We start from the raw sequence: 24447 nt of genomic DNA, 5'->3' as shown, positions 1-24447 counted from the left end.
AAATTGAGTTTTTGGTCAACGTACAAGAAAACTCTTTTTTTTGCAAAAATACGCAACCGGTTTCGTATATCATTTTAGGAGGGTTTTTATGAAGATGAAATTGAGTCAACTACTTATCATCGCACTTGTCTTGACGAGCTTAGTTGGATTCTCTGTTCAAAGCAAGCCTTTGGATCCATCAGAGAAAAACATGTTGTCCAACGAAAAGTTTAAAACAGAGCTATCACAAGCTATACCTGATGATCAAGGTATAGTAAATACTGAAAACAACTGGATATTTTTCACGAATTCAGGTGCTGAAGGTACATACGAAAAGTATCCTTTTGGTGCGCATATTACACCTATTGATGTCTTGGGTAAACCTAACTATGGGATTCAATTGATACAGTCCCCTATTTCACTCGATAGTTTAGGTATATACAAGGTTACGATAAACGCTAAAGCTGATGCACCAAGAATCATTACGATAAAGATTGGCGCTACTGGTGATAAAGGCTGGAAAGCTTACACTATGAAAGAGATTGCACTCACAACGAAATTCAAGGATTACGAATTTGAATTTACACTCTATGGTGATGCAGATCCTTCTGCGAGATTTGAAATATTCTTTGCTGACGATCAAAGTCCTGTGGATATCAAACGAGTTAGTATGGCTAAGGTTGGTGAGGCTGAGCCAGTGATTACTATGGACGATCTTTTAAAAAGAACAAAAACAGAAGTTGATGAAGACGCAGTAGAAACATGGGAGCTAGTTTGGTCAGACGAGTTTGATGGTAATGTCTTAGATACCAGCAAATGGACAGCTGAAATTGGAAACGGCGCTGATAAAGGCATACCAGGTTGGGGAAATGGTGAACTTCAGTACTATACAGATTCGCCTCAAAACATCATCGTACAAGATGGAAAACTTATTATTAGAGCTTTAAAAGAGCAAAAGAATTTCACAGTCAACGGTCAGTCTTATACGACAGATTATACATCAGCAAGACTGATTACAGATGGTAAATATTCGACCGCATATGGCAAGATTGAAGCAAGAATGAAATTGCCTTCAGGTCAAGGCTTCTGGCCAGCATTTTGGATGCTCGGACAAAATATAAATGAAGTACCATGGCCTGCATGTGGTGAAATAGACATCCTTGAATATATTGGTAGTAAAGCAACTGAAGCAAATGGCACCGTTCATGGACCAATCTCTGGTGGTCCTGGTATCAATAACAAAATAGATACTGGTATTGATTTATCACAAGACTTTCACACTTACTCAATTGAGTGGGATGCCGATGAAGTTGAGTTTTATGTAGATGATATCTTATACCATATCGTTAATAAGGACGAAGTGGCAATAGAAAACGGTCCTGAAGAATGGGTATATGATCACGATCATTTCCTCCTATTAAACTTTGCTGTAGGCGGTGCTTGGCCGGGATCACCAAATGAAAGCACCCTCTTCCCTGCTCAACTAGAAGTGGATTATGTAAGAGTTTATAAAGATACAAATCCTGCTTCTATAGATGGTGAGGAAGTGATTGATTGTGATTACGAAAAGACTTTGGTTACACCAGGCGTTGAAGCCTTTTCAAACGGCGATTTCACAAGCGGTACCGACCACTGGAATGCTTATTTCCACTATGATGCTGCTGGTTCCTTTAACGTCCTTAACGGAGAAGCGGTTCTAAACATTTCAAATGATGGTGCAGAAGACTATTCAGTTCTATTAGAACAAGGTGCATTCAAGCTAGATGGCACAAAGACTTATAAACTTTCATTTGACGCGAAATCAACAATTCCACGGAGCTTAATTACTATTTTGGATACTTCGTATTATTCTCGACCATTTTCTAAGCAAGAGCAATTAGAGACAGAGTTTAAGCACTTTGAATATGAGATTGCAGGTATCAATGAAGATATAACACTTAAATTTTTATTAGGTGAACACGGGGATCAAATTGCGTCACCTTATGATGTTGTCATCGATAACGTTACATTTATAGAAAATGGCTCAGTTGATAACACTTCAGATAGCGGCTATAGATATGACTTCGATAACAACCTCATCAAAGATAATGCATTTTCTATTTGGGAAGGTGATCAGTGGTCAGGTCCTGGTGCTGGAACATTGACAGTGGATGGCAAGTCATTTGTAGCAGATGTTACAGGCGTTGGTGTTGCTTATTCACCACAGGTATTTCAAGATGGACTTCTCTTTGAAAATGGCAATAAATATTTGGTTTCTTTTACAGCTAGTGCTTTAGAGACAAAAACCATCAACGTTAATATCGGTAGAGCTTTAGATGCAGATCCATGGTGGACAGCTTATGCACCTACTCAAACCATTGTTTTAACAAATGAAGAAACCACTTATAATTTCATTTTTAATATGAATGAAGCAACTTATGATAACGGCAAGATAGTATTCGAAATGGGTACAATCAATGGTGATTCTACGCTTACACAAGTCTCTATTAAAGAGATTAACGTCGTCAAGCTCGATTCTATTATCGGAACAGATAACTGGAACATATGGGAAAATGATCAATGGTCAGGTTCAGGAGCTGGAACACTTTCCGTAGATGGCAACAAGCTGCTAATAACAGTTACTGGCGTTGGACTTCCCTACTCGCCTCAAGTTTATCAGGATGGCATCCCATTTAACAACAGCTCAGATTATCTCGTTATGTTTGACGCAGAAAGTGTTTTACCAAAAACGATAAACGTTAATGTAGGCAAAGCTTTAGACGCAGATCCTTGGTGGACCGGCTACGCACCAACACAAACTTATGTTATTCAACCTCAGATTAAGACCTACGCTTTTAGCTTCAACATGTCTGAGGCAACATATGCAAATGGCAAGTTGGTGTTTGAACTCGGTACTATCAACGGCGATTCTACATTGACAGATGTAACGATCCAAAACATCGGAATATATGAAAATGCAAGAATCATGAATTAAATCATCAATTGGTTACCCTTTGATAAATCTCACCTTAATCCCCAAAAAAGGAGAGTGGTAAAACCACCCTCTTTTTTTGTGACATCAGATAATTAAATGCACTGGAGGAAATGAAATGAACACCAAGAAAAAGCTAGTTTTAGGCTTTGGCACTATTATTCTATTATTTTCAATTATTATCGGAATTTCATATATGAATATCGTTCAATTTGAAACCACTAACGCTCTAAACGTTCATTCCTATAAGGTACTCAACCAAACCGACAATATCTTAGTTTCTATGATCAATATGGAATCTGGACAAAGAGGCTTTATACTAACTGGTGATGAAGTTTCTCTAAAGCCCTATCAAAGTGGAAAAGACTTGGCGTATTCGAGTTTAGCTGAAGCTAGAAAACTAACAGAGGGTGATTCAGATCAAAAGGAAATGATCGATGCCATTGAACGCAAAGTAGACGAATGGTTGAAATATGCAGGGGATCAAATAGAAAACAAAAAAATGGTCAAGACGGGCTTTTTCTCTATGGATGATCTTGTAAAGGTTGAAATGTCAGGTAAAGGTGAAACCTTAATGGCTGACATTCGAACGCTACTCGATGCTTTTTCTCAAACAGAAAACGATCGCTTAGAAACTCGTACAACCGCATCTGAAAGTATGATGTCGATGACAAAAAACGTCCTGGTCATCGGTTTTATACTGCTACTGATTTTGTCTGTAACCGTATCAACATTTACAATTACAAGCATAACTCGTCCACTTCGAAAAATCCTTGAACTGATTCAAATTATCGCAACTGGAAATTTTGCAGTAGACATACCAGGTCAATTGACACAGAAAAAGGATGAGGCAGGAAAACTCGCACTTGCCGTTAGTGCTATGGCAAAAGACTTAAGTGAACTGATCTTAAAGCTCTCTTCGATATCAGAAACGGTTAAAAGCTCATCTGAGAACGCTTTTTCAGTATCGGATGAAACTAAAATTACTTCTGAAGAAGTTACCCGAGCAATCGATGAAATCGCAGTAAGTATCAATGAACAAGTCGAATCAAGCCATCAAATTCTTCAAGCTTCACATCAGCTTACAAGTATTGTGGAAGATACACATCGCATCATCGAAGAATCCATCCAGTACTCGGAGCATGCTAGCGCACTGAGTCATTACGGACAAGAGGTTATGACATTATTAAATAAGACGACTTTAGAAAATAACCTCAAATCAAATGATGTTGACGCAGCAATTAGAGAAGTGAATGAATACGCTCAAAATGCATATGACATCATCTCAATTATTGAGAACATCTCAAGCCAAACGAATTTATTGGCTTTAAATGCTAGTATCGAAGCTGCTCGTGCAGGCGAATCTGGACGTGGCTTTGCAGTAGTTGCAACCGAGATTCGAAAACTCGCTGAGGATACTATGAAAGCAACCCAAAATATCTACGACCTCATTCATGGTATACAAGATAAATCCAATCATGCGGTCGCCCTCGTAACCGATGTTCTCACTATTGCTGAGCAACAAAATCATTCGATCACTGAATCCAATAACACCTTCAATTCAACTGCTGAGGATATTAAGCACATGGTGGAACTTATCAATGAGATTAAGCACTTTGTTATGTTGATAGCGACTAGTAAAGATGAGATTATCAACTCTGTTCAACACATAAACGCATTATCTGGTAATCATTCTGCAAGTACAGAGGAAATCTCAGCTTCAGCACAACAACAGCTTAGCTCTATGGAAGAGCTTGCTAATCTATCAGAGAAAACAAAACACCAAGCAGCTCTATTATCTGAACTGATTGGCGTCTTTAAGGTTATTGATACTGATTTGAATTCACCTCTATAATCAAATTCACTTCTGCCTCGAGATTAAAGGCATCAAAATAAGTATTTTCAAGTGGAATCCACATATTCTTAAATCGAGTGAGCCCCTCTTCGCCATTTCGCTTTAAGATGCGACGTTCCTGTAAGTCGGGCGTGATTTTAAGTAAAATCTTAAAGTCATAGCCCGATTTTAATTTAGGATGAAGCGCATATGCGCCTTCTACTATCGTAAACGGCTTTGGTACAACTGACTCTGGTACGTCTAGCGCTTGTTCTATGGGATTAAACTTTCGATATAAAAAGGGCTTGCCACTTATTAAAGGCAGTAACACTTCATCATAAAAACGTTCATAATCCACATTGCCACCAGGCTCTGCAAGTCGCTCCGGTGTCTTGTCCTTCCAAGAGATATAAAAATCATCCATGTGAAAAAGGTTTGCATCTAGCCTTTCCGCTAGCAGCCCAGCAAGAGTCGTCTTACCACTGCCACAGTTGCCGTCGATGGCGATGCGTATCGATTGATTTTTCAGTTGATCGGTTGACCGATTATCAGCCACATACAGTTCGATCTCAGCTAAAATTTCCGGTAATATCGTTTCAAAGCCACTAGGCTCAGTTATCTTCAAAATCATAGGTGTCTGCTCCTTTTTAGTAGGATAACAGACACCTATTTCAGTGTCAATTTAGGACCTTTAGTTTTTCTCATAAAATAAATTGTTCTCTAAGACTTACGTTTTTTCTATCTTTATTATTAAAGTGTTTTAGCTAATTCAACACCGTAATCAAAGCAAGTTTTAAGTGCAGCATCATCAGGCTGCCATAAAACGCCAAGTCCATCTACGACCACTTCAAAACCACATTCCTTTAATGCTTCCGTCATCAGCTTAGGCGATTCCCCACTCCAGCCATAGCTCCCAAATCCAGCAGCTTTTTTACCTTTGAATCTCAGCCCCTTCATAATTTCTAGGATAGAAGCCATGCCTGAAAGAATCCCTTTATTGATGGTCGATGACCCTGCCACAACGAGCTTCGCTTTAAACACCTCTGAGATGACGTCGTTTTTATCTATTTTTGAAACGTTAAACAGCTTAATGTTCAGAGTTGGATCAACCGACTTAATCCCCTCTGCTATGGCCTCAGCCATATGCTTGGTCGCATCCCACATGGTATCATAGATCAGGGTCACTTGATGCTCTTGATAGCTGTTTGCCCATGTGACGTATTGCTGTACGATTTGGACTGGATTGTCTCTCCAAATCACACCATGTGAAGGACAGATCATGTTGACTGGTAGATTAAAGCCAAGTACCTCTTCTATTTTCTTACCAACCAACGCACTAAATGGTGTCAGTATGTTGGCATAATACTTAATCGCCTCTTGATAGAGCTCTGCTTGATCCACAAGGTCGTTGTACATCAGCTCTGATGCATAGTGCTGTCCAAAAGCATCATTGGAGAACAAAATCGCATCCTTGGTATAATATTCAAACATGCTATCTGGCCAGTGTAGCATCGGCGCTTCGATAAAGACGAGCTTTCCTTCCCCTAAATCCAATGTGTCGCCTGTTTTAACGACATTGAAGTTCCAATCCTGATGATAATGCCCTTTTAATGACTTCACACCATTTGCAGTACAATAAATCGGCGTGTTTGGAATCTCCTTCATCAGCTCTGGCAATCCACCGCTGTGGTCGATCTCTGCATGGTTGGCGATGATGTAGTCGATCTCATTTAGGTCGATGACTTCCTTTAAACGTTTGACAAACTCAGCGTCAAAGGGTTGCCAAACAGTGTCGATTAACGCAACCTTTTCATCTCGAATCAGATATGAGTTATATGAAGAGCCACGATGTGTCGAATACTCTTCTCCGTGAAATTTTTTAAGCTCCCAGTCAATTTTACCTACCCATGAAATTCTCTCATTAATTTTAAACATAATAGACTCCTCTCTTAAATAGGATATTATTCTCTGTATGCACATGAAGATACATATCCGATACCAGTTCTTTTAGCATTTCATAAGTCAATGCATATGTCTTACAGCCATCGCTCGGCACTTTAAAGTGATCTGTAATCTCTGTCAGTTCGTGCAAAGCATCTCCAGCACCGTCGTGCTCAGCTTCAAGTGTTAAAATTAATTCGACAAGGTCGTCGTCCCTTCTGAGCATCGCTGGGAACAGCTTTACTTCCTCTTTCACTAAGTGACTCTCTAGTTCGTTTTTCAGTGCACCAAACACGCGGTGAACGTCATAAAGTTCTGGATGTGACTCACCATGGACACCAAGCAGTTTAAAGATTAGCTTTGATAGTTCCGGTAATGTCTCTTTAAGGTAAGCGTGGTGTGTGGTGATGATTCTGTCGATGAGTTCAGCGTCACTGAGGGTGGAGAGCAATCTGCTTTTGCCACCTTCCTGTACCTGAAAAGCGGTAGCAAGTGTTTCCGAAACCGCTGCTTTTAAAGCTTCTACATCATCGGTGTCTCTGATGACGGCTTCTTCTAGTGAACGATCGCCGCCACAGCAGAAGTCCACCTCGTATGCCATAAATACCTTTACTAATTCTGGATGCTCGGTTACAACCTGCCCAATAGTTTTTTGGGAAAGATCATTATAAGTGCTTGTCATATGAATACCTCCTAGGGTTAATTTTGATTTCATCCTTATTTTAAGACAAAACAAAAACGCATCATGTGATTTGCCTCACACTTTGCGTTCTTTTTTTTATTTCTATATTATTTTATTTGTCCTTTATGCTAAAAGGAACCGTGCGAATCGCTGTAACGACGAGAAGCACTGCAAACACCATCACATCCAGCATCATAGGTACATTGAAGAAGATAGAAATTGCAGTGTAGATGCCAAACAAGATTGCACTTGACACAAACGCCATCAGATGTTGATAGGCGAATTGCTTGCGTTTCTCTTCACTTAGAGCAGCTGCTTCTTTATAGGTCACGTAGTTGATGTAGTAGATGCGCTGCGTCCGATAGATGATGAGCATCAATCCAACGAGCAGGACGCTTACAGTGTTGGTGATCAAAAGTGATGCGATTTTAGGATCGACCTCAAGCCTAGAGCTGATACCAGCTACTGCGGTCAACCCCAATACGAGGGTGAGGAACCATGCAAGTAGTGGCTTATAGGATTTGACAAGTTTCATGTGTTAGCCTCCTCTGTGTTATAATGATGGTAGAATGATAGTGAAATTTGATACTTTTATTATATAAGGAGGCACCTATGTCCCCCACTGCTACTGAAGCATTTCAAATCAACGGTTGCGCTACCTGCGGTCATACGCTTTGTGCAAAAAAGGTAACGCTTTTTGCTGGTCTGGATGATGCCCATATCCGTGAGATCATCACATTGATAGAACGCCGTCGCTATAAAAAAGGAGAAATCATCTTAAGAACGGGCGATTGGTTTGATCGATTATATATAGTAAATAAAGGACTGATTAAAGCGATTAGTACCCAAGAAGATGGCAAGGAACAAATCCTGCATCTCCTTAGCGACGGTGATAGTATAGGCGAACTGGCACTTTTAAAAAGTGAACCTGCCCTTTATGACCTCGTTGCTGCATCGGAAACCTATCTCTGCACGATTCCCAAGTCGCGTTTTGATGCGTTTTTAAAAGAAAATCCTGACCTGATGTTTGCGATCCTAACCACTGCTTATGAGAGAATCTCCTCTCTTGAAAAGCTCGTCGGTGCAATCGCCTCAAACGATGCCGACATACGACTTAAGTTTTTAATTCAGCAGCTCTATAAGCAGTCTGGCAACCATGGTGATGTTTTATCTTTGACCTTAACCCGTGAGGATATGGCAAACTTTGTCGGTGTTACTAGAGAAACCATCAGCCGAAAGCTCTCACAATTGGTTAAGGATGAAGTTTTAGAATTCATTGATCAAAAGAAAGTCAAACTATTGAACCTATCTTATTTTGAACTCGATTAATTTAACTATAACTCGACTAATTTAACTATAACTTGACTTAGATTATTTTGATTTCGACTCAGTTTATAAGGTCGAAAATAGAATCACGCCACTCACGACGATAGCGACAATTCCACCGATTCGGTTTAACATCAATGAGGCTTCACTAGGTTCAGCGTCTTTAAAACGCCAACCGTATCTCAAATACCACGCGGTTTTAGGTGATGCGGTTGTGCCTATCCCAATAATTAAAGCGATAAAGCCTATGATTGGGAGCATGCCGCTATCGGTGTTGACACCGGATGCATTTGGCGTGTATGCCAGTACTTGATTGATAATGACATAAGGGGTTAAGAAGCCATTCTTAGCAAAATAGCTATCATTTATCAGATCTGTACCATCACTTAATGCTTCTGTATAGCCCGAACCTTGATAGACTCTCTCATAGTCGATGCCATTGGGATACGTTATCTTCACTGATGTGGCATCAGTTTGGTACTGATATTCACTGCCTTCATAGGTAATCGTCTTACCGTCTAAGTCCAGTATCGCCTCTGATCCGTCGATAAAAATAGGATTTGGCTGTGCTTTGCACCCATTTAAGGTAAGAAACAAAAGATACCCCATGATGATGATTGCCAAAATCGGTTTGAGCTTGTTTAACTTATGTAACCACATATTGCCTCCTAGTTATATGTTGTTTTGATGTCTTTTCCATTATATAGGTTAGTTCTTAAAAAACGATTAAAGAAATGGTAAGTCTTTAACAACTGCTAGTTGAAAAAATAATGGCCAAACCTGTTTAAATATTATCAAAAGAGGCATATACTAAGTATGACACAACTAAATATTAAGGAGGCGTCGCTATGACCGGTTTAAGAACTGTCAGTTTCGAAGCTTTGATGGAATGTATCGACCTAGCTAGCGGGAACCCAGCTACATTCAGAAGTCTAATGCTTGAAAGAAACAGTGGTGCGGAAGTCATCGCAGTTACAGACAAAGGTAAACCCAGCTTTCTAATCCAACTCTCTACCTATGATACGTCCAATTGGGTAGACGACTACGCCGCTGAGGTTGAGCGGATGATGTAATTTAGGCCTTGAGATGTATGCTTATACATCTCTTTTTTTATAGTTGAATTAATTACTTATACGATGTAAACTATTAATATTATTTAATATATGGTGACAGAATGAGAAAACGAATTGTTTTAATTATGGGATTTATTGCACTGATATTGGTTGGTGTTTATATATTTGAATCGAGATTGACTGACGAATTTTTAAGCAACGTTACTTCGCCAGTCATTACCTTGTTATCAGCTGGTATGATTGGACTCACGCTTAAAGAAAAAAAACTATTTAAGAAGAATTTTTATCTTTTAATGTTTGGTGTATTATCATGGAGCGCATCCGATTTGATTTGGATGCTTTATGAATCAGTTTTTAATATTAATCCTGAAGATTCCATCCTACTGCTTTATACGTATTTATTACCAAATATCTTTATCATGGCAGCAGCCATCCTCTATTTTGTTGAAAATCAAAAAAGATGGAATCAGTTTCAGCTCGTAGTTGATGTTTCTTCAGCCGTAATGTTCATCACAATTTTGGTTTGGACAATTCTACTTAAATCAGTGACATTAAGTGACTGGTCAATTCATGAAAACATCGTCAATATTCTCTATATTTTGACCAATGTTATCACCCTTTCTATATTGATCACCTTATTACTTTCTGCAAGAAGGGATATGATCTCTTCCACAATGAGATGGGTCATCGCCGGTGTTGTAACCTATATAACGATTGACTTCATCTACGTGTATGCATACTGGATCAAAGCCTATGACTCGAATACCTTCATTGATACGATTTACTTGATATCGCTTCTTATGTTTGGATTTGCTTCCTATTATGATAATTACGGTAACAGTCCAATTATAGTCCCTGAATTAGATGAAGAAATTTCCTCTAAGGGTAGACCGATTAAGCTATTTTACTTTTTAATATTTCCATTTGCATTTGCATTAACTGGTTTTATCGACTGGATCTTATTCTTTTTCTTAGTTTTTGTACTCCTACTCTATCAATATGTTTCCGTTCAGATACGACTTTTCGTTAAAAACGAAGCCATGCTAAAAAAAGAACACGAATACAATGTCGAACTTGAAAAGCAGATAGAAATTAGAACCTCACAGCTTAAACGTGCAAATTTAAGACTTACAGAGCTCTCTATCATGGATACTCTGGTTTCTTTACCTAATCGTCGTCATTTTATGGATAACTTAAACTTTAAAATCAATGAACTAGAACAGCCTATCACACTTTTCTATATGGATTTAAATAACTTTAAAAGTATTAATGACTTACACGGTCACGAGATGGGTGATAAAATACTTGGCATTTTTTCTGATCGCCTCTTTGGACTTAAGAATGAGCATCAAGAGATTGCAAGGCTTGGTGGTGATGAGTTCGCTCTAATTGATGCCAACCCAGATCAAACCTTTGAGTCGATGAAACAAACAGCTGAATCACTGCTTGCACTTACAGATGACAAACTTTATATTGGGGATTATATGTTTGACATCGGCATCAGTATTGGTATCTCTCAGTATCCTAGCGATGCAACAATCCCAAGTCAATTAATTAAGCTCGCAGACTTAGCGATGATTCAAGCTAAAAAGACAATTGGTAACTCTAATTATGTTTTTTATACGGCTAGAGATATGGAACAGCTTGCTAGAAAAGCAAGAATCGAACTGTTACTCGATCAAATCGATTATGATGAAGAGTTCAAATTGGTTTTCCAGCCTCAGGTTGATGCGTTTACCGGTGCTGTTGTTGGTGTTGAAGCTCTTTTGAGATGGCATAGTGCTGAGCTAGGATTTGTACCACCTTTAGAGTTTATAAAAATTGCCGAGGAGAAAAATCATATCGTTCAAATTGGTAAATGGGTAATAGAAAATGCAGTGAAGCAGATAGGAATCTGGAATAAAAGCTATCACACTGCACTTCGTATGGGGATCAATATCTCAGCACTTCAGTTTGATACAGTTGATTTTATGAGTTATCTATCTGACATTATAAGGCTTTATGACGTTCATTCTTCGTGGATTGATCTAGAAATTACAGAGACCAGCACTTTAAATACAGGGCCTTCAATGGAAGAAATATTTAAAAGACTCAGCGATTATGGCGTTCAAATCTCTATCGATGATTTTGGAACCGGTTATTCTTCCCTCTTCTATATCAAACGCTTTAACATCGATCAGCTTAAGATTGCGAAAGAGCTCATCGATCAATTGGTAGAAAGTGAACAACAAAGATTAATCGTAAAAACCATTATCCTCATGGCAAAAGGGCTTAACATTAAAACCATAGCAGAAGGTGTGGAAAACAAGGCACAAGCTGACGTTTTATGTGAGCTAGGTTGCGATCGAATTCAAGGGTACTACTATAGCAAGCCGCTTTCACCTACTGATTTTGAAGAACAGTTTCTAAAAAAAGGACTTAACGTCGAAGATACCTCGATTCACATTTACGATCGACCTTCTCATGAATAACGACCAAACTCATATTCATTAAAAACGACCCCAGAGAGCTAGAAATCTAACTTTTTGGGGTCGATTCATTTTAAATTAATTGCGATTTTTATAACTTAAATACCATACGTTCGTTAAACACTTCAAAGCCTTCGTGTGAGAAGAATTCACCAGAGTTGGCATTTTGAGTCCAAAAATTCATCTCCACCCTGGGAATGTTATTGTCTCTGGCTATTTGCTTCGCATGGTCCACCAGTTTTTTACCGAGTCCCAATCCTTTAAAACGACTCTCGACACAGATTTGATCGATATGAAGCGTATCTGTTCTAAACTTAAATGGCGTTTCATCAGAGGTTTTTCTACTGGTGAGCATATACCCTGCAGGCGCATCACCATGAAATATTACATAACCCGAAACACCTATTAAACTGAGCATCTCTTCAAAGTAATGACTCATTTCTAATTCATTAAAAGGCTTAAACAATTCAGGCTCTATTTCATGATGGAGCGTTTGAACATCTTTATTTAACATAGCGATAAGCTTTGCATCTGTTGTTTGAATAATTTTATCTATAATAGTAATTTCCATATTCATTGCCTCCATTTGATAAATTTTGCATTTAAATCCAACTGTTTAGAAGTTAGGTGAATCATCGTCTCTTCTACTGCAGAACCAATCCCTATGAGGATTAAAACACCTGCGTACAGAGAGAGCCAATTCATTTGAAGTGAAAAAGGAATTCCAATACATAAAAATCCAGTAAGCTTATTAGCGTAGGTGTGTAAAATAGCAATCTCATGATATTTGATATAACCTATCAACACTGCAATACTTCTTAAGATGATGACAGTAACAACACCCACTACTATCCAAGTCTGCCATTCAATTAACGGGATTAGCTTAAAACTAATAACCAAAAACAGAATCAAGTCTGCTAGACTGTCTAGCTTTGCCCCTATTTCACTTATAAGATTATAATGCCTCGCGATAGTCCCATCGATCACATCAGATAGAATTGCGACGGCATAGATTATAATAAATGAAGATGATAATGGTTTCGTCCATATAAGTCCGATACACAACCCAATTCTAAGCAGTGTAATCAGATTGGGAACATGTCTTTTAAACCCAGTTAAATCACTCATTTGATATTTCACATTCATCCACCCTATTAATCTATTTCAAAAAATATCTATCTTAAAGCTCTCGTTCTATAATTTCATTTTCAGCCTTAAATCCAAGTCTCTCATAAAAGTGACCTGATTTCTCACTTGGCCATAAAAATAGTAACTCTATCTCATTACTTTTAGACCACTCAGTTACACATTCAATGAGTTGACTACCTATTTTCTGATTTCTCAGCTTTTCATCTGTATAAACACTTGAAACATACCCTAAAAAGGAAATGTATTTTCCAGGCTTCGGTAGTTTTCTAACTTTAGTTATATAGGCTGTTGCAACAATCCTACCTACATCTGTCCCAACCCATACAAAAACGGTCTGATTTAAATTTTCTACTAAATAATGATAGAAAACCTCATGATACGTTTCTTCATCATGAAGTGGTGTCTCAAGCTCTTCGACAACTTTTTGCTGCCATCTAAGGTGGCAAAGTTGACTGATATCTTGTTCAATTGCTAATCTAAATTCCATCTTCATATCTCCTATAAATTAAACTGGTTTTTAATGATTTCAGCAACTGCCTCAGGCGCCATGTTTGTATTATCTATCTTTATATAATGTTCAAAAGTCATCTCACCTTCATAGCTTTCTAAACGGTAGCTCTCATCATCTCTTTGTAGACGGTATTCTGAGCTTTTAAGATCGCGTTTAGACGCTTTATTATTGAGTCTATTCTCTGTAACGTTTCTTTTAAGCCTTTCATCTTTGCTTGCCACAAGCTCAACATAATAGACTTCACCACCCTTTGATTCGAACAAATCTGTTATGCGTTTAATCGCCTCCCAATCAGAGGGCTGATCAAATGCCCACATGTAAGTAAAAATCATCCCATATAGGTTTGACTCCGCAAATTCTTCGAAAATCACTCTTCTCAATCGACTAATCGCTCTTCCGTTAAAATAACCAAAAATTTCAATGATCGGTTCTATCGTCATGTGATTATGAAACAGTCTAAGATCGGTTATTTTCATGAGCTCTTGTCCCACCGTCATTTTGCCTACTGCTGCATTGCCTATTAAGATGACCAGTTTCATATTTCCTCCTATTTTAACGTTATTTCAATGCGTTCTTTTCCACCACCGATGTTACGCCTGCTTAGCTTAAAAGCGCCAATCTCACCGGTTGTTTTTATATGTGTTCCACCGCAAGGCACTTTGCCAAAACCTAGAATTTTCCAATATCTTTGTTCGTTCTCAAGATCACTATAAGCACTCGTGATTTCATGGTTTTCATGAATCAATCGCGTTAATGCATTTTCTAGAGCTGTAAAAATGGAACTGATATTCCCTTCCCATTTAAAATCCACTCTCGCTTTATCTTCGTTAATATTTGCGCCTACTTTTTCTGGATGTCCATAGTTTTGATACACCCACTCTAAAACCAACTCTGCAGCAAAGTGAAGTCGCATGAGTCGATAACGCTTTTGCCAATCGATGGTCATATGTACCAAGTCTCCAGAGCATAGGTTATGCTCTGGAGATAATTTATAATAGATTTCTTTTCCGACTTTAGTTGCCTCTAACACTTCATAGCCATTGATTTTGCCACTGTCCGACTGTTGTCCACCTGAAAAAGCGTAGAAAATAGTCTCAGCAACCGTAATGGTATCGCCCATAACTGAAGTCACTGTTGTATTTAACTCTGTTAAATATGGATTTTCCCAGAATACTTTCTTACAAGACATCTCTAAGCCTCCAAATGAATTTGAATTATTATATCATAAATTTTATTTAATAAAATTAATTTTTGATTAGTATCTGATATAATATAAGACGTAATCAATAGGAGGCATATATGAAGCTTAAAAGACTTAAAACACTTGTTTTGATAGGAATACTTGCGACGCTTTTCACAGGCTGTTCTAGTTCGGTTGAAACAGAACCATTTGATATCACAATGGTCGATGTCACGACACACCCACAAGCCATTATTACAATGGACAGTGGTGAAACTATGACTGTTTGCTTACTACCAGAAATTGCACCCAATACAGTTAATAACTTTATCAGTCTTGCTGAAAGTGGGTTTTATGATGGGCTTACCTTCCACCGTGTTATAGAGAACTTTATGATTCAAGGCGGTGACCCAGATGGCAATGGTTTAGGTGGTCCTGGCTACGCAATCAAAGGCGAGTTTAATAACAATGGATTTGCCAATGGACTTAATCACACAAAAGGAGTTATCTCAATGGCTAGAACCAGAGAGATGGATTCTGCTGGCTCACAATTCTTCATCATGCATGCAGATGTTGCGACACTTGATGGTGATTATGCTGCTTTTGGCTTTGTCATTGATGGACTTGATGTTGTAGATTCGATCGCAACAGTACCAAAAGATAAAAACGATAAACCGCTAGAGCCTGTAGTAATTAAAAGTATTACTATTGAAAGAAATGGCTTTACACCTGAAGATCCAATTACAATTAAGAAGTAAACTAAGGTAAATACAAGTATAGATAATGATATATAACCGATTCAAATCAAGATTCAAATCAAGAATCAAATTAAGATTCAAATTCATATTTAAACTTATATAAAAACTAAAAGGACCAAGTTACTTATTATTAGTAACTTGGTCCTTTCTATTATAATCATTCTTTATACAAATCTAAACAAACTTCACATACTCAGCCATTGGTTTTCTATAGCCTCTAATACGATCACTTTTTTGATCCATTTTTCCAATTGTGATCATTAAAGATGGCACTTCGTTTTCAGGTAAATTAAGCGTTTTACTGATTTTATCTTTATCAAAGTAGATCATTGGGCAAGTATCCCATCCCTTTTCCTTAGCTAGCAGCATAAAAAGCATCGCTGAAAGTGAAGCATTTCTTATAGCTTCATCATGTCTAAAGGTATCTCCCCAGCCTTCATAAAGGTTATTGATCATATCAATCATCATGTTGTATTCCATTTTATCTAAAATACCGAGCATTCTTGAGCCTTCATAGATTTTATCAGCGGATTGATACGCCAGTTTGTCACCGGTGACGATGATCACCGCAGATGCCGTCTTGATTTTATATTGCTTAAAAGCGTCCTCAAAGACTTCATCCATTTTAGTTCTATCTTCTACCACATAATAGTTTGCATGTTGTAAATTGAATGCCGATGGTGCTAAGGACAACTCTTTAAAAATGGATTCAAAATCCTCTCTAGGGATTTGAATGCCCTCTAAAAACTTATTTGCTGATCTTCTACTTTTTACGATTTCCATAAACTGACTCATACTCTTAATTCCTTTCCTTCCACGCCATTCTGACGCTTAATCATTATTTTGAATTTTAAATTATAATAACCTCTAATCGAACAAATTAGTTTTTCGCCAATTCGATTAATAGGATATGTGCTTTTGAACTTGTTTTAATTACGATGGTTTCTTCAGTTAGCTCAACTGCATCTCTGGTTTTTAAATCTATATCATTCAACTCTGCCTCACCCTCAATTAAGATCAGATATGCCATTCTACCCTTTTGTATGTTCAAAGTGTGTTGATTCGGCGCATGTAGCTCAGTAACATATAGGTTTGCGTCTTGATTAAGCGCTATGATATCTCTGTTAATGATTGCATTTTCGATTTGACTTTCTTCACTTGAAGACTTACCCTCAGCTAGCTTTAGCCAGTGATTTACTCTTTGTGACCACTCCAATTGACGATCGCCATATTGAGGCTGGTGACCCTTTTGATCCGGTAAGATCCAGATCTGAAGAAATCTCAACGTCTCATTGCCGCGATTATGTTCACTGTGTAAGACACCTTTCCCTGCACTCATGTATTGTACTTCACCACGTTTAAGGGTTCTTTGATTGCCCATACTGTCTGCATGTGTCAACTCGCCTTCTACGACATATGAGATGATCTCCATGTCTCTATGCGGATGCAATTCAAACCCCTTGTTAGGCGCTACAAGATCGTCGTTTACAACTCGAAGCATTCCAAACTGCATATTTTTGGGGTTATAGTACTCGGCGAACGAGAAATGAAATAAACTTTTCAACCACCCCAAATCACTCTTTCCCATATTCTCGTGCTTTATATGTTTCATATATTTTCCTTTCAATTAAATTCAAATAAAGTCATGACAACAGATTTGATAATTTTATTATGTATGAACAATACTGAAAAATGGTTAACAAACACATTTAATACTAGTTAGTGATATTATAGATTTATAATAGCTTTCTCAAAGTAATCTGTCAATCCAATTAGTTAAAGTTAGTGATAATTTTTTGTGAACAAAATGAAAATCCTGTTTTCCAAGGGGTTAAATGCCCTAAGATAACAGGATTTAGAATTAGAATTAAATTTAGATTTGATAAATTTTAACAAACTTTTGATACTAGTCTTCAGAATAGCTCCAACCTTCATCACCGTGATAGATCATCTGTTTCGTCATACCGCCATCTACAGTGATGTTTTCACCCGTGATGAACCCAGCCTCACGTGAACAAAGGAATCTAACCAGACGACTGATATCTTTCGGTTTACCGATTCTACCCGCCGGATGCTGATGATGATCTTCTGCTGAGAACTGTCCTTTCGTCGTATCGATCCAACCAGGACTGATGGCATTCACTCTTACCTTACCTGCTAAGCTGATGCTCATCGCATGTGTCAAAGATAAGATGCCACCTTTCGCAGCACTGTAGCTCTCTGTATCTCGTTGTGACATATAGCCTCTTGTAGATGCGATGTTGACAATCGATGCCCCCGCTTTAAAAAAAGGCATGAATCCCTTGGTTAATAGATAAGGCGCAGTTACACCAACTTTTAGGACATCGTTGAATTTCTCAAAATCACAACCACTGATTAAACCTTTGTTGCTATAGCATGCATTGTTTATGAGGTAATCTACTTCGCCAGCTTCATCGATAATTTGACGAATGGCACGATCAATCTCTGCTTCATTTCTCAAATCACATGAAATATATCTAATTTTTAGTGATTTGTTTGGAATTTCTACTTCATGATGATAAATATCAGTTAATAATGCATCTAAAAATCCAGTTTCTATATGTGAAGGTGCAACTATGTCTAGGTTGTAAACCGTAGCGCCTTCTTTTGCGAAATCAAGTGCAATTTGATAGCCAATGCCGTTTGTTGCGCCAGTAACGACGCAGACTTTCTCTCTAAATCTTTTCATCTCTGCCCCCTACCTCCATAATGTCTTATAAACATTATAATGGGATTTCACAAAAATGAAAGGAGTTTTTTTAATAAATCGTAACATTTAGGCTATATTTCACTTTGCCACTTTTTGAGTTCCTCATCAGTCGCTAATACACTGTGATTTTCAGATAACTGATGGTACTTACCAAGATTATAATCCACATCGTTACCATCATAAAACTGTCTTTTTCTTGTCTTCTCCTCTGCTGGATTAGGATGTGGTACTGCTGATAGAAGAGCACGGGTATAAGGATGCACTGGATGGCTGTATATATCATCTGAAAGGCCGATTTCTACGATCTTACCACGATGCATAACTGCAATGCGATTGCTAATGTATCTCACCATAGATAAATCATGCGCTATAAAAATATAGGTCAGTCCACGTTCCTTTTGTAGTTTTTTGAGAAGATTGACGATTTGCGCTTGTATGGAAACATCCAGCGCACTGATGGCTTCATCACAGATGACAAAGGATGGTGACATAATCAGTGCTCTAGCGATCCCAATCCTCTGTCTTTGCCCACCTGAAAACTCATGTGGGTAGCGATGGGCATGCTCTCGACTTAAACCGACGATTTCAAGCATTTCATAGACCATCTCTTCTCGCTCTTCCTTAGTCTTGTATAGCTTATGAATGTCCAATCCCTGAGCGATCAGATTCATAACTGTCTTTCTCGGATTGAGTGATGCCATAGGATCTTGAAAGATCATTTGAAGCTTTGTACGCAATACCTTTGAGGTTTCCTTACTCATTTTTCCTGTTAGCTCATGTCCTTCAAACTGAACGCTACCAGAAGTCGGCTCATACAGCTTTATGATGCTTCTCCCAGTGGTCGATTTACCAGATCCACTTTCACCAACGATACCGAAGGTTTCACCTTTATACACCTTAAAGGAAACGTCATCCACCGCTTTTACGGTGAAGTGTCGATTCATTCTAAAGTGTTGTTTCAAGTTTTTAACTTCCAATAAGACTTCATTCGTTTCCATGAACCGCACCCTCTTTCTGTAATCTTTGTCTTAAAAATAAAGGCAGTTCAACTTTTGGCGCTCTAGGATCTAATAGCCATGTTGCCGCATAGTGTGTCTCTGAGATTTTAAACATTGGAGGTTCTTCTTCAAAATCGATATTGAGTGCGTATTCACTTCTAAGTGCAAAGGCATCACCTACTGGTGGATACAACATATTCGGCGGTGATCCAGGAATAGAATAAAGATCGATTTCCTTGTTTGCCATATCGGGTACCGATGACAGAAGTCCCCATGTATAAGGATGTGCAGGTGCGTTGAAGATCTCTTCAACGGTTCCGTATTCCACGATTTTTCCCGCATACATAACCGCGACACGATCGGCCATGTTTGCAACGACACCGAGGTCGTGTGTGATGAATATGATTGATAAGCCAATTTGCTTTTGCAAAGACTTGATCAGTTCTAGTATTTGAGCTTGAATCGTTACATCAAGTGCAGTTGTCGGTTCATCTGCGATGAGAATCTTAGGCTCACATGCAAGTGCGATAGCAATGACGATTCTCTGACGCATGCCACCGCTAAGTTGATGTGGGTATTGTTTGTATCTTTCAGCTGGATTAACGATACCGACGAGCTCTATCAGCTCTATCGCTCTTAGCTTTGCAGCCTTACGATTCAGCTTTGTATGCTCCATTACCGCTTCTCTGATTTGCTTGCCCACAGTCATAGTTGGATTTAACGAAGTCATAGGATCTTGAAAAATCATCGCAATCTCTTTGCCTCTAAACTGTATAAACTGTTTATTTGTAATCTGGCAGAGATCAGTACCTTTGTAGAGGACTTCGCCGTTGGTAATCGTTCCATTCTTGGCTAAGATGCCCATTAGCACCTTAGTTGTAACCGATTTACCCGATCCACTTTCGCCTACGATGGCTAGTGTTTCTCCTTGATAAAGCTCAAAGCTTGCGCCTCTTATGGCTTTCACTACGCCATTATGGGTTTTAAAATCAACTCTTAAATCATTGACTTCTAATAGCTTTTTATTCTGTTCGTTTTTAGTATTATAATCTAACTTGTTTTCCATCAAGTGCCTCCTATTGTTGCTTCATTTTTGGATCAAACGAATCTCTCAATCCGTCTGCCAAAAGGTTGAAGGACAGCATGAGTAATGCAAGTACGATAACCGGTGGCAATATGATATGCGGATACACCAAAATCGATTTATAGCCATCGTTGATCAGTACGCCCAAGCTTGCGAGAGGCGGTTGTAATCCAAGTCCGATAAATGCTAGGAAGGACTCATAAAATATCGCATTTGGTACTGAAAACATACTCATAATGATTACCTGACCAAAGATGTTTGGGAGTAGATCCTGTATGAGTAGGGTTGCGGTCGGCGCGCCCATGGTTTTTGATGCCAAGATAAAGTCCAGTTCCTTGAGCTTTAGCACTTGAGAACGAACCACACGGCTCATTCCAATCCAACCGGTAATCACCAGTGCCAGTGAAATCGAGAGTATACCAGGGTTAAGAATGATTACAAATAAGGTGACGATAACCAGATTCGGTATGCCGCTCAGGATTTCGATGAAGCGCTGCATCACTGTATCGACGCCTCCGCCTAAGTAACCTGAGATTAGACCATAGCCCATACCGATAAACATATCGATTACCACGGCGAGTAATGCAATATAGATGGATACGCGCGTGCCTACCCAAGTCCGTGTCCAAAGGTCTCTACCGAGGTTATCTGTACCGAACCAGTAGTACACATCGTCTAAGCCTTTGTCCAAATAGACATTTTTGCCTGCTCTCTCTCCATCGAAAATTCCTAGATTCTCGATGACAGGGATACGCGGTGGCAGATTGATATGGTTGTCCACTTTACTTTTATAGGTGTGTTCGTTCATCATTGGACCTACGAACGCCATAAATGTGATGAATATGATAAGGATCACACCTATAACCGCACCACGATTGGCTTTGAATCTTAAAAACACATCCTTCCAGAAACTGATGCCTTCATAGACGACATCTCTTTGGAATGCTTCTGACGTCATAACGCGCTCGAAGCGATTGTCATTTCCGATGATTGGTTTATCCATTATGACTGTCCCCCTTTCGCAACTCGAATCCTAGGATCGATGATGCCGTAGAGGATGTCGATGAATAGCTGCATAATAATGTAGAATATACTATAGTAGAAAGATACTGCGATGATGATATTAAAATCGTTAACGCTGATGGCGGTCACCAGTAAGTCGCCGATGCCTGGTATACCAAATACTCTTTCGATGACGAGTGAGCCTGTCATTAAACTTACGGTTAATGGCCCTAATACGGTTACGACTGGTATTAAAGCATTACGCATCGCATGTCGCGTGATGATTTTTCTTGAGTTCAATCCCTTTGCCTCAGCCAGTAAGACGAAGTCTGAGCCGATGACCTCTACCAGCTCCGTTCTCATAAACCTCGCTACCGTAGCGATAACGAACATAGAAAGTGCAATCGTCGGTAGGATACTTGATTTCCACGGTTGATAAAGATCAAATGTCATGGGAAAGTATTGATGACCCGTGGCCTTCGTCAGTTTATAACCTAAGAAATAGCTCAGCCCCAGTGCAAATACATAGGATGGTATCGAAATCCCCAGAACCGAAAATCCAGTCGTCATGGTATCCCAAATGGTATTTTTGTTCAGTGCGGCTATGGCGGCGAGTACAATGCCGACAACCGATCCAAGTGCAAGTGCCTGTAGTCCAAACCTTATAGAAAGTGGCAAGCGTTTTTCAATGATTTTGGATACCTCAGCATTTTTTTCAATCGCATAGGAGACGCCAAAATCGCCTTTCGTCAAAACATTGACCATGAAGGTTTTGTATCTAACTGGAATGGGGTCGTTTAATCCATATTTTTCATAGAGCAGCTCACGTTGGCTCTCTGATAACTTTTCATCGTTAAAGGGTGATCCAGGCATGAACTCTAACAAGATAAATAAAAGTGTCATTATCGTCAGCAATGTTACAAATGCAATTAGTAGTCTTCTGCCAATATATTTAATCATAGCTTACTCCTAAGTTGTGTCTTGTTTATAGCTAATAAAAATCTTCAGGCGTCGAGCCTTCAGATTTTACCACAAGCGAGATTGTGGCTAAAAAAAAATCTGAGGCAATGTTGCCTCAGATTCAATTCTTATTCGGCGATTGACACATTTTTGTAGATAAATGGTGTGCCGATTGCATGAGGTTCAATTCCTGTAACCTTAGTATTAATCAAGTAAGAGTAACCTGCTTGGTAAAGTGGTGCGATAACTGCATCATCTGCTAATAAGAGATCTTCTGCTTCTTTCATAGCAGCCCATCTGCCTTCAGCATCTGCTGCAAGTGTCGTTGAGCTTGATTTTACAAGTTCATCGTATGTTGCACTTGCATAATCAGGTGTATTGCTAGAGCTACCTGTTAAGAACAGTTCAAGGTAAGTTAATGGATCGGCATAGTCAGGTCCCCATCTTGTAATACCCACTTGGAAATCATGCTCTCTCATAAGCTCAAGTCTGTTTTTCTTAGGTTGTGCTTTTAATGAAACGGTTAAACCAGGTAAATTGGTTTCAAGCTCTGCTTGAATGAACTCAGCCATTTTCTTTACAGTTTCAGCATCATCAAACAAAATTTCGATGGTTGTTTCTGTAATACCTAACTCTTGTTTTGCTGTTTCCCAATATTTTTGAGCTTCTGCTACATCGTATAAAGCATAGTCATTTTTGCTAGTCGCTCTAAAGTCTTTTCCATCTGCACCTGTTGCAAGTCCAGTAGGTACAATAAAGTTAGCCACTGTAGAACCATCATTTAAGATGTTTGCGACGATATTGTCTTTATTAACTGCATGCTGTAAAGCTTTTCTAGCATTAACGTTTGAGAAGATTGGATCGTTATTGTTGAGTGACATATACCAAACATAAGATGCTTCGATATTTGTAAATGCAGCATTGTCTTTGTAGTTGTCTACAAGTTCAGCTGTAAGCTTAACCACATCAAGCTCATTTGCATCAAATTGTAGTGCTGATGTTTGTGGATCCTTCATAACTCTATAATCCAAACCAGCGATTTTAACTGCGTCAGCATCATAGTAAGTTGCATTTTTTTCAAGTTTGAAGCCATAGCCTTTGTTCCATTCAACCATTTTGAAAGGACCATTTGCCAATAACGCTTCAGGTGATAATGCATAATCTGCACCCTTCTCAGTAACGAATGCTTCATTGAGCGGGAAGAATGTAGCGAAAGCAGTTAATGATAAGAAGTAAGGCACGGTTCTGTCTAACGTAACGACTAATGTTTTATCATCCGTTGCTTGAACGCCAAGCTCAGTTGTTGGCTTTTCGCCAGCAGTGATAGCAGCTGCATTTGCAAGACCAGCAACTTCAGCGATAAAGCTGTACTCACTTGCTTGAGCTGGATCCACCAATCTTCTCCAACTAAAAACGAAGTCGTTTGCTGTAACTGGTGTACCGTTGCTCCAGTTTGCATCTCTTAAATGGAATGTGTAAGTTAAACCATCTTCACTGACTTCATAATCGGTTGCAATTGCAGGAATTAAATTACCTGCTGCATCAAGTGAATATAAACCTTCGATTGTCGCTGCAATTGCCTCAAAAGAGAGACCATCTGTTGCAACATCTTGATCCATAGATGGTAGATCAACGTCTACTGCAATTCTGAGTGTTTTTCCTTCTGCTGGTGCAGCCGTATTTGCTTCAGTACCATTTGTACTATCCGCTGGTGTCTGTTCTTCTGTCTTTGCACAGCCAGCAAATAATCCAACTGTTAACATGACGATGAGAAGTAAAGATAATAGTTTTCTCATGTAA

At 38.8% G+C, this 24447-nt stretch carries 24 protein-coding genes; 6 read left to right on the top strand and 18 right to left on the bottom strand.

Going from position 1 to position 24447, the window contains the following annotated elements:
* Positions 1–88 precede the first annotated feature (88 nt).
* Positions 89–2953, top strand: coding sequence for a carbohydrate binding domain-containing protein (locus AC4PID_RS16030; protein ID WP_492132994.1), 2865 nt, complete (start codon positions 89–91; stop codon positions 2951–2953).
* A gap of 115 nt (positions 2954–3068) precedes the next feature.
* On the top strand, positions 3069–4805 hold the full coding sequence (locus AC4PID_RS16025; protein ID WP_492132993.1) for a methyl-accepting chemotaxis protein: 1737 nt from the start codon (positions 3069–3071) through the stop codon (positions 4803–4805).
* Here AC4PID_RS16025 and AC4PID_RS16020 read toward each other — a convergent pair.
* From AC4PID_RS16020 to AC4PID_RS16005, 4 genes are all read right to left on the bottom strand, one after another.
* Positions 4774–5415 carry a uridine kinase family protein gene (locus tag AC4PID_RS16020; protein WP_492132992.1) on the bottom strand — a complete coding sequence of 214 codons (642 nt, stop codon included), beginning with the start codon at positions 5413–5415 and terminating at the stop codon, positions 4774–4776. The genes AC4PID_RS16025 and AC4PID_RS16020 overlap by 32 nt on opposite strands.
* 119 nt (positions 5416–5534) lie before the next feature.
* Entirely contained in the window at positions 5535–6722 is a 1188-nt protein-coding gene (locus tag AC4PID_RS16015) for an anaerobic nitric oxide reductase flavorubredoxin (RefSeq protein ID WP_492135393.1), read from the bottom strand.
* Positions 6712–7407, bottom strand: a complete 696-nt coding sequence (gene ric, locus AC4PID_RS16010) for an iron-sulfur cluster repair di-iron protein (protein ID WP_492132991.1) — start codon at positions 7405–7407, stop codon at positions 6712–6714. The genes AC4PID_RS16015 and ric overlap by 11 nt, the downstream gene beginning before the upstream one ends.
* Positions 7408–7519: 112 nt before the next feature.
* The gene (locus AC4PID_RS16005; RefSeq protein ID WP_492132990.1) at positions 7520–7942 is read right to left on the bottom strand and encodes a hypothetical protein; all 423 of its coding nucleotides are present in this window, start codon (positions 7940–7942) and stop codon (positions 7520–7522) included.
* 77 nt (positions 7943–8019) lie between these two features.
* Between AC4PID_RS16005 and AC4PID_RS16000 the strand changes: the two genes are divergently transcribed.
* Positions 8020–8736: a Crp/Fnr family transcriptional regulator gene (locus AC4PID_RS16000; RefSeq protein ID WP_492132989.1), complete on the top strand. Its 717-nt coding sequence runs from the start codon at positions 8020–8022 to the stop codon at positions 8734–8736.
* Positions 8737–8799: 63 nt separating this feature from the next.
* Here AC4PID_RS16000 and AC4PID_RS15995 read toward each other — a convergent pair whose 3' ends face one another.
* Positions 8800–9393: a DUF6199 family natural product biosynthesis protein gene (locus AC4PID_RS15995; protein ID WP_492132988.1), complete on the bottom strand. Its 594-nt coding sequence runs from the start codon at positions 9391–9393 to the stop codon at positions 8800–8802.
* A 188-nt stretch (positions 9394–9581) separates the two neighbouring features.
* On the opposite strand from AC4PID_RS15995, the gene AC4PID_RS15990 reads away from it, so the two are divergent.
* The gene (locus AC4PID_RS15990) at positions 9582–9806 is read left to right on the top strand and encodes a hypothetical protein (protein WP_492132987.1); all 225 of its coding nucleotides are present in this window, start codon (positions 9582–9584) and stop codon (positions 9804–9806) included.
* A 101-nt stretch (positions 9807–9907) separates the two neighbouring features.
* Positions 9908–12277: a putative bifunctional diguanylate cyclase/phosphodiesterase gene (locus AC4PID_RS15985; protein ID WP_492132986.1), complete on the top strand. Its 2370-nt coding sequence runs from the start codon at positions 9908–9910 to the stop codon at positions 12275–12277.
* Between the two features lie 88 nt (positions 12278–12365).
* On the opposite strand, the gene AC4PID_RS15980 is transcribed toward AC4PID_RS15985, so the two are convergent.
* Genes AC4PID_RS15980 through AC4PID_RS15960 form a run of 5 tightly spaced genes read right to left on the bottom strand, consistent with a single transcriptional unit; the run spans position 12366 to position 15123 of the window.
* Complete coding sequence (locus AC4PID_RS15980) at positions 12366–12845, bottom strand: GNAT family N-acetyltransferase (RefSeq protein ID WP_492132985.1); 480 nt, start codon at positions 12843–12845, stop codon at positions 12366–12368.
* 2 nt (positions 12846–12847) lie between these two features.
* The gene (locus AC4PID_RS15975; protein ID WP_492132984.1) at positions 12848–13414 is read right to left on the bottom strand and encodes a CDP-alcohol phosphatidyltransferase family protein; all 567 of its coding nucleotides are present in this window, start codon (positions 13412–13414) and stop codon (positions 12848–12850) included.
* A gap of 40 nt (positions 13415–13454) precedes the next feature.
* Positions 13455–13910 carry a GNAT family N-acetyltransferase gene (locus AC4PID_RS15970; protein WP_492132983.1) on the bottom strand — a complete coding sequence of 152 codons (456 nt, stop codon included), beginning with the start codon at positions 13908–13910 and terminating at the stop codon, positions 13455–13457.
* An 11-nt stretch (positions 13911–13921) separates the two neighbouring features.
* Positions 13922–14473 (bottom strand): DEAD/DEAH box helicase family protein, encoded by a 552-nt coding sequence (locus AC4PID_RS15965; protein WP_492132982.1) that lies wholly within the window; start codon positions 14471–14473, stop codon positions 13922–13924.
* A gap of 8 nt (positions 14474–14481) precedes the next feature.
* Entirely contained in the window at positions 14482–15123 is a 642-nt protein-coding gene (locus AC4PID_RS15960) for an alanyl-tRNA editing protein (RefSeq protein ID WP_492132981.1), read from the bottom strand.
* Positions 15124–15233: 110 nt separating this feature from the next.
* Between AC4PID_RS15960 and AC4PID_RS15955 the strand changes: the two genes are divergently transcribed.
* Positions 15234–15872 carry a peptidylprolyl isomerase gene (locus AC4PID_RS15955; protein WP_492132980.1) on the top strand — a complete coding sequence of 213 codons (639 nt, stop codon included), beginning with the start codon at positions 15234–15236 and terminating at the stop codon, positions 15870–15872.
* 174 nt (positions 15873–16046) lie between these two features.
* Here the strand turns inward: AC4PID_RS15955 and AC4PID_RS15950 are convergent, their stop codons facing one another.
* The 8 genes from AC4PID_RS15950 to AC4PID_RS15915 form a co-directional block, all read right to left on the bottom strand.
* Entirely contained in the window at positions 16047–16667 is a 621-nt protein-coding gene (locus AC4PID_RS15950) for a nitroreductase family protein (RefSeq protein WP_492132979.1), read from the bottom strand.
* An 85-nt stretch (positions 16668–16752) separates the two neighbouring features.
* Positions 16753–17484 (bottom strand): pirin family protein, encoded by a 732-nt coding sequence (locus AC4PID_RS15945; protein WP_492132978.1) that lies wholly within the window; start codon positions 17482–17484, stop codon positions 16753–16755.
* 294 nt (positions 17485–17778) lie between these two features.
* Positions 17779–18582, bottom strand: coding sequence for an SDR family NAD(P)-dependent oxidoreductase (locus AC4PID_RS15940; protein WP_492132977.1), 804 nt, complete (start codon positions 18580–18582; stop codon positions 17779–17781).
* 92 nt (positions 18583–18674) lie between these two features.
* Positions 18675–19601 (bottom strand): ABC transporter ATP-binding protein, encoded by a 927-nt coding sequence (locus AC4PID_RS15935; RefSeq protein WP_492132976.1) that lies wholly within the window; start codon positions 19599–19601, stop codon positions 18675–18677.
* Positions 19588–20667, bottom strand: coding sequence for an ABC transporter ATP-binding protein (locus tag AC4PID_RS15930; RefSeq protein ID WP_492132975.1), 1080 nt, complete (start codon positions 20665–20667; stop codon positions 19588–19590). The genes AC4PID_RS15935 and AC4PID_RS15930 overlap by 14 nt, the downstream gene beginning before the upstream one ends.
* Positions 20668–20677: 10 nt before the next feature.
* Positions 20678–21688: an oligopeptide ABC transporter permease gene (opp3C, locus tag AC4PID_RS15925; RefSeq protein ID WP_492132974.1), complete on the bottom strand. Its 1011-nt coding sequence runs from the start codon at positions 21686–21688 to the stop codon at positions 20678–20680.
* Complete coding sequence (locus AC4PID_RS15920) at positions 21688–22647, bottom strand: ABC transporter permease (protein WP_492132973.1); 960 nt, start codon at positions 22645–22647, stop codon at positions 21688–21690. The genes opp3C and AC4PID_RS15920 overlap by 1 nt, the downstream gene beginning before the upstream one ends.
* A 128-nt stretch (positions 22648–22775) precedes the next feature.
* Positions 22776–24443 carry a peptide ABC transporter substrate-binding protein gene (locus AC4PID_RS15915; protein WP_492132972.1) on the bottom strand — a complete coding sequence of 556 codons (1668 nt, stop codon included), beginning with the start codon at positions 24441–24443 and terminating at the stop codon, positions 22776–22778.
* Positions 24444–24447 lie beyond the last annotated feature (4 nt).

The sequence above is a fragment of the Fusibacter sp. QWL-12 genome, from assembly GCF_058683495.1.
The sequence above is the reverse complement of the archived record's forward strand: the minus strand, read 5'-3'. Positions and strand labels throughout refer to the sequence as shown.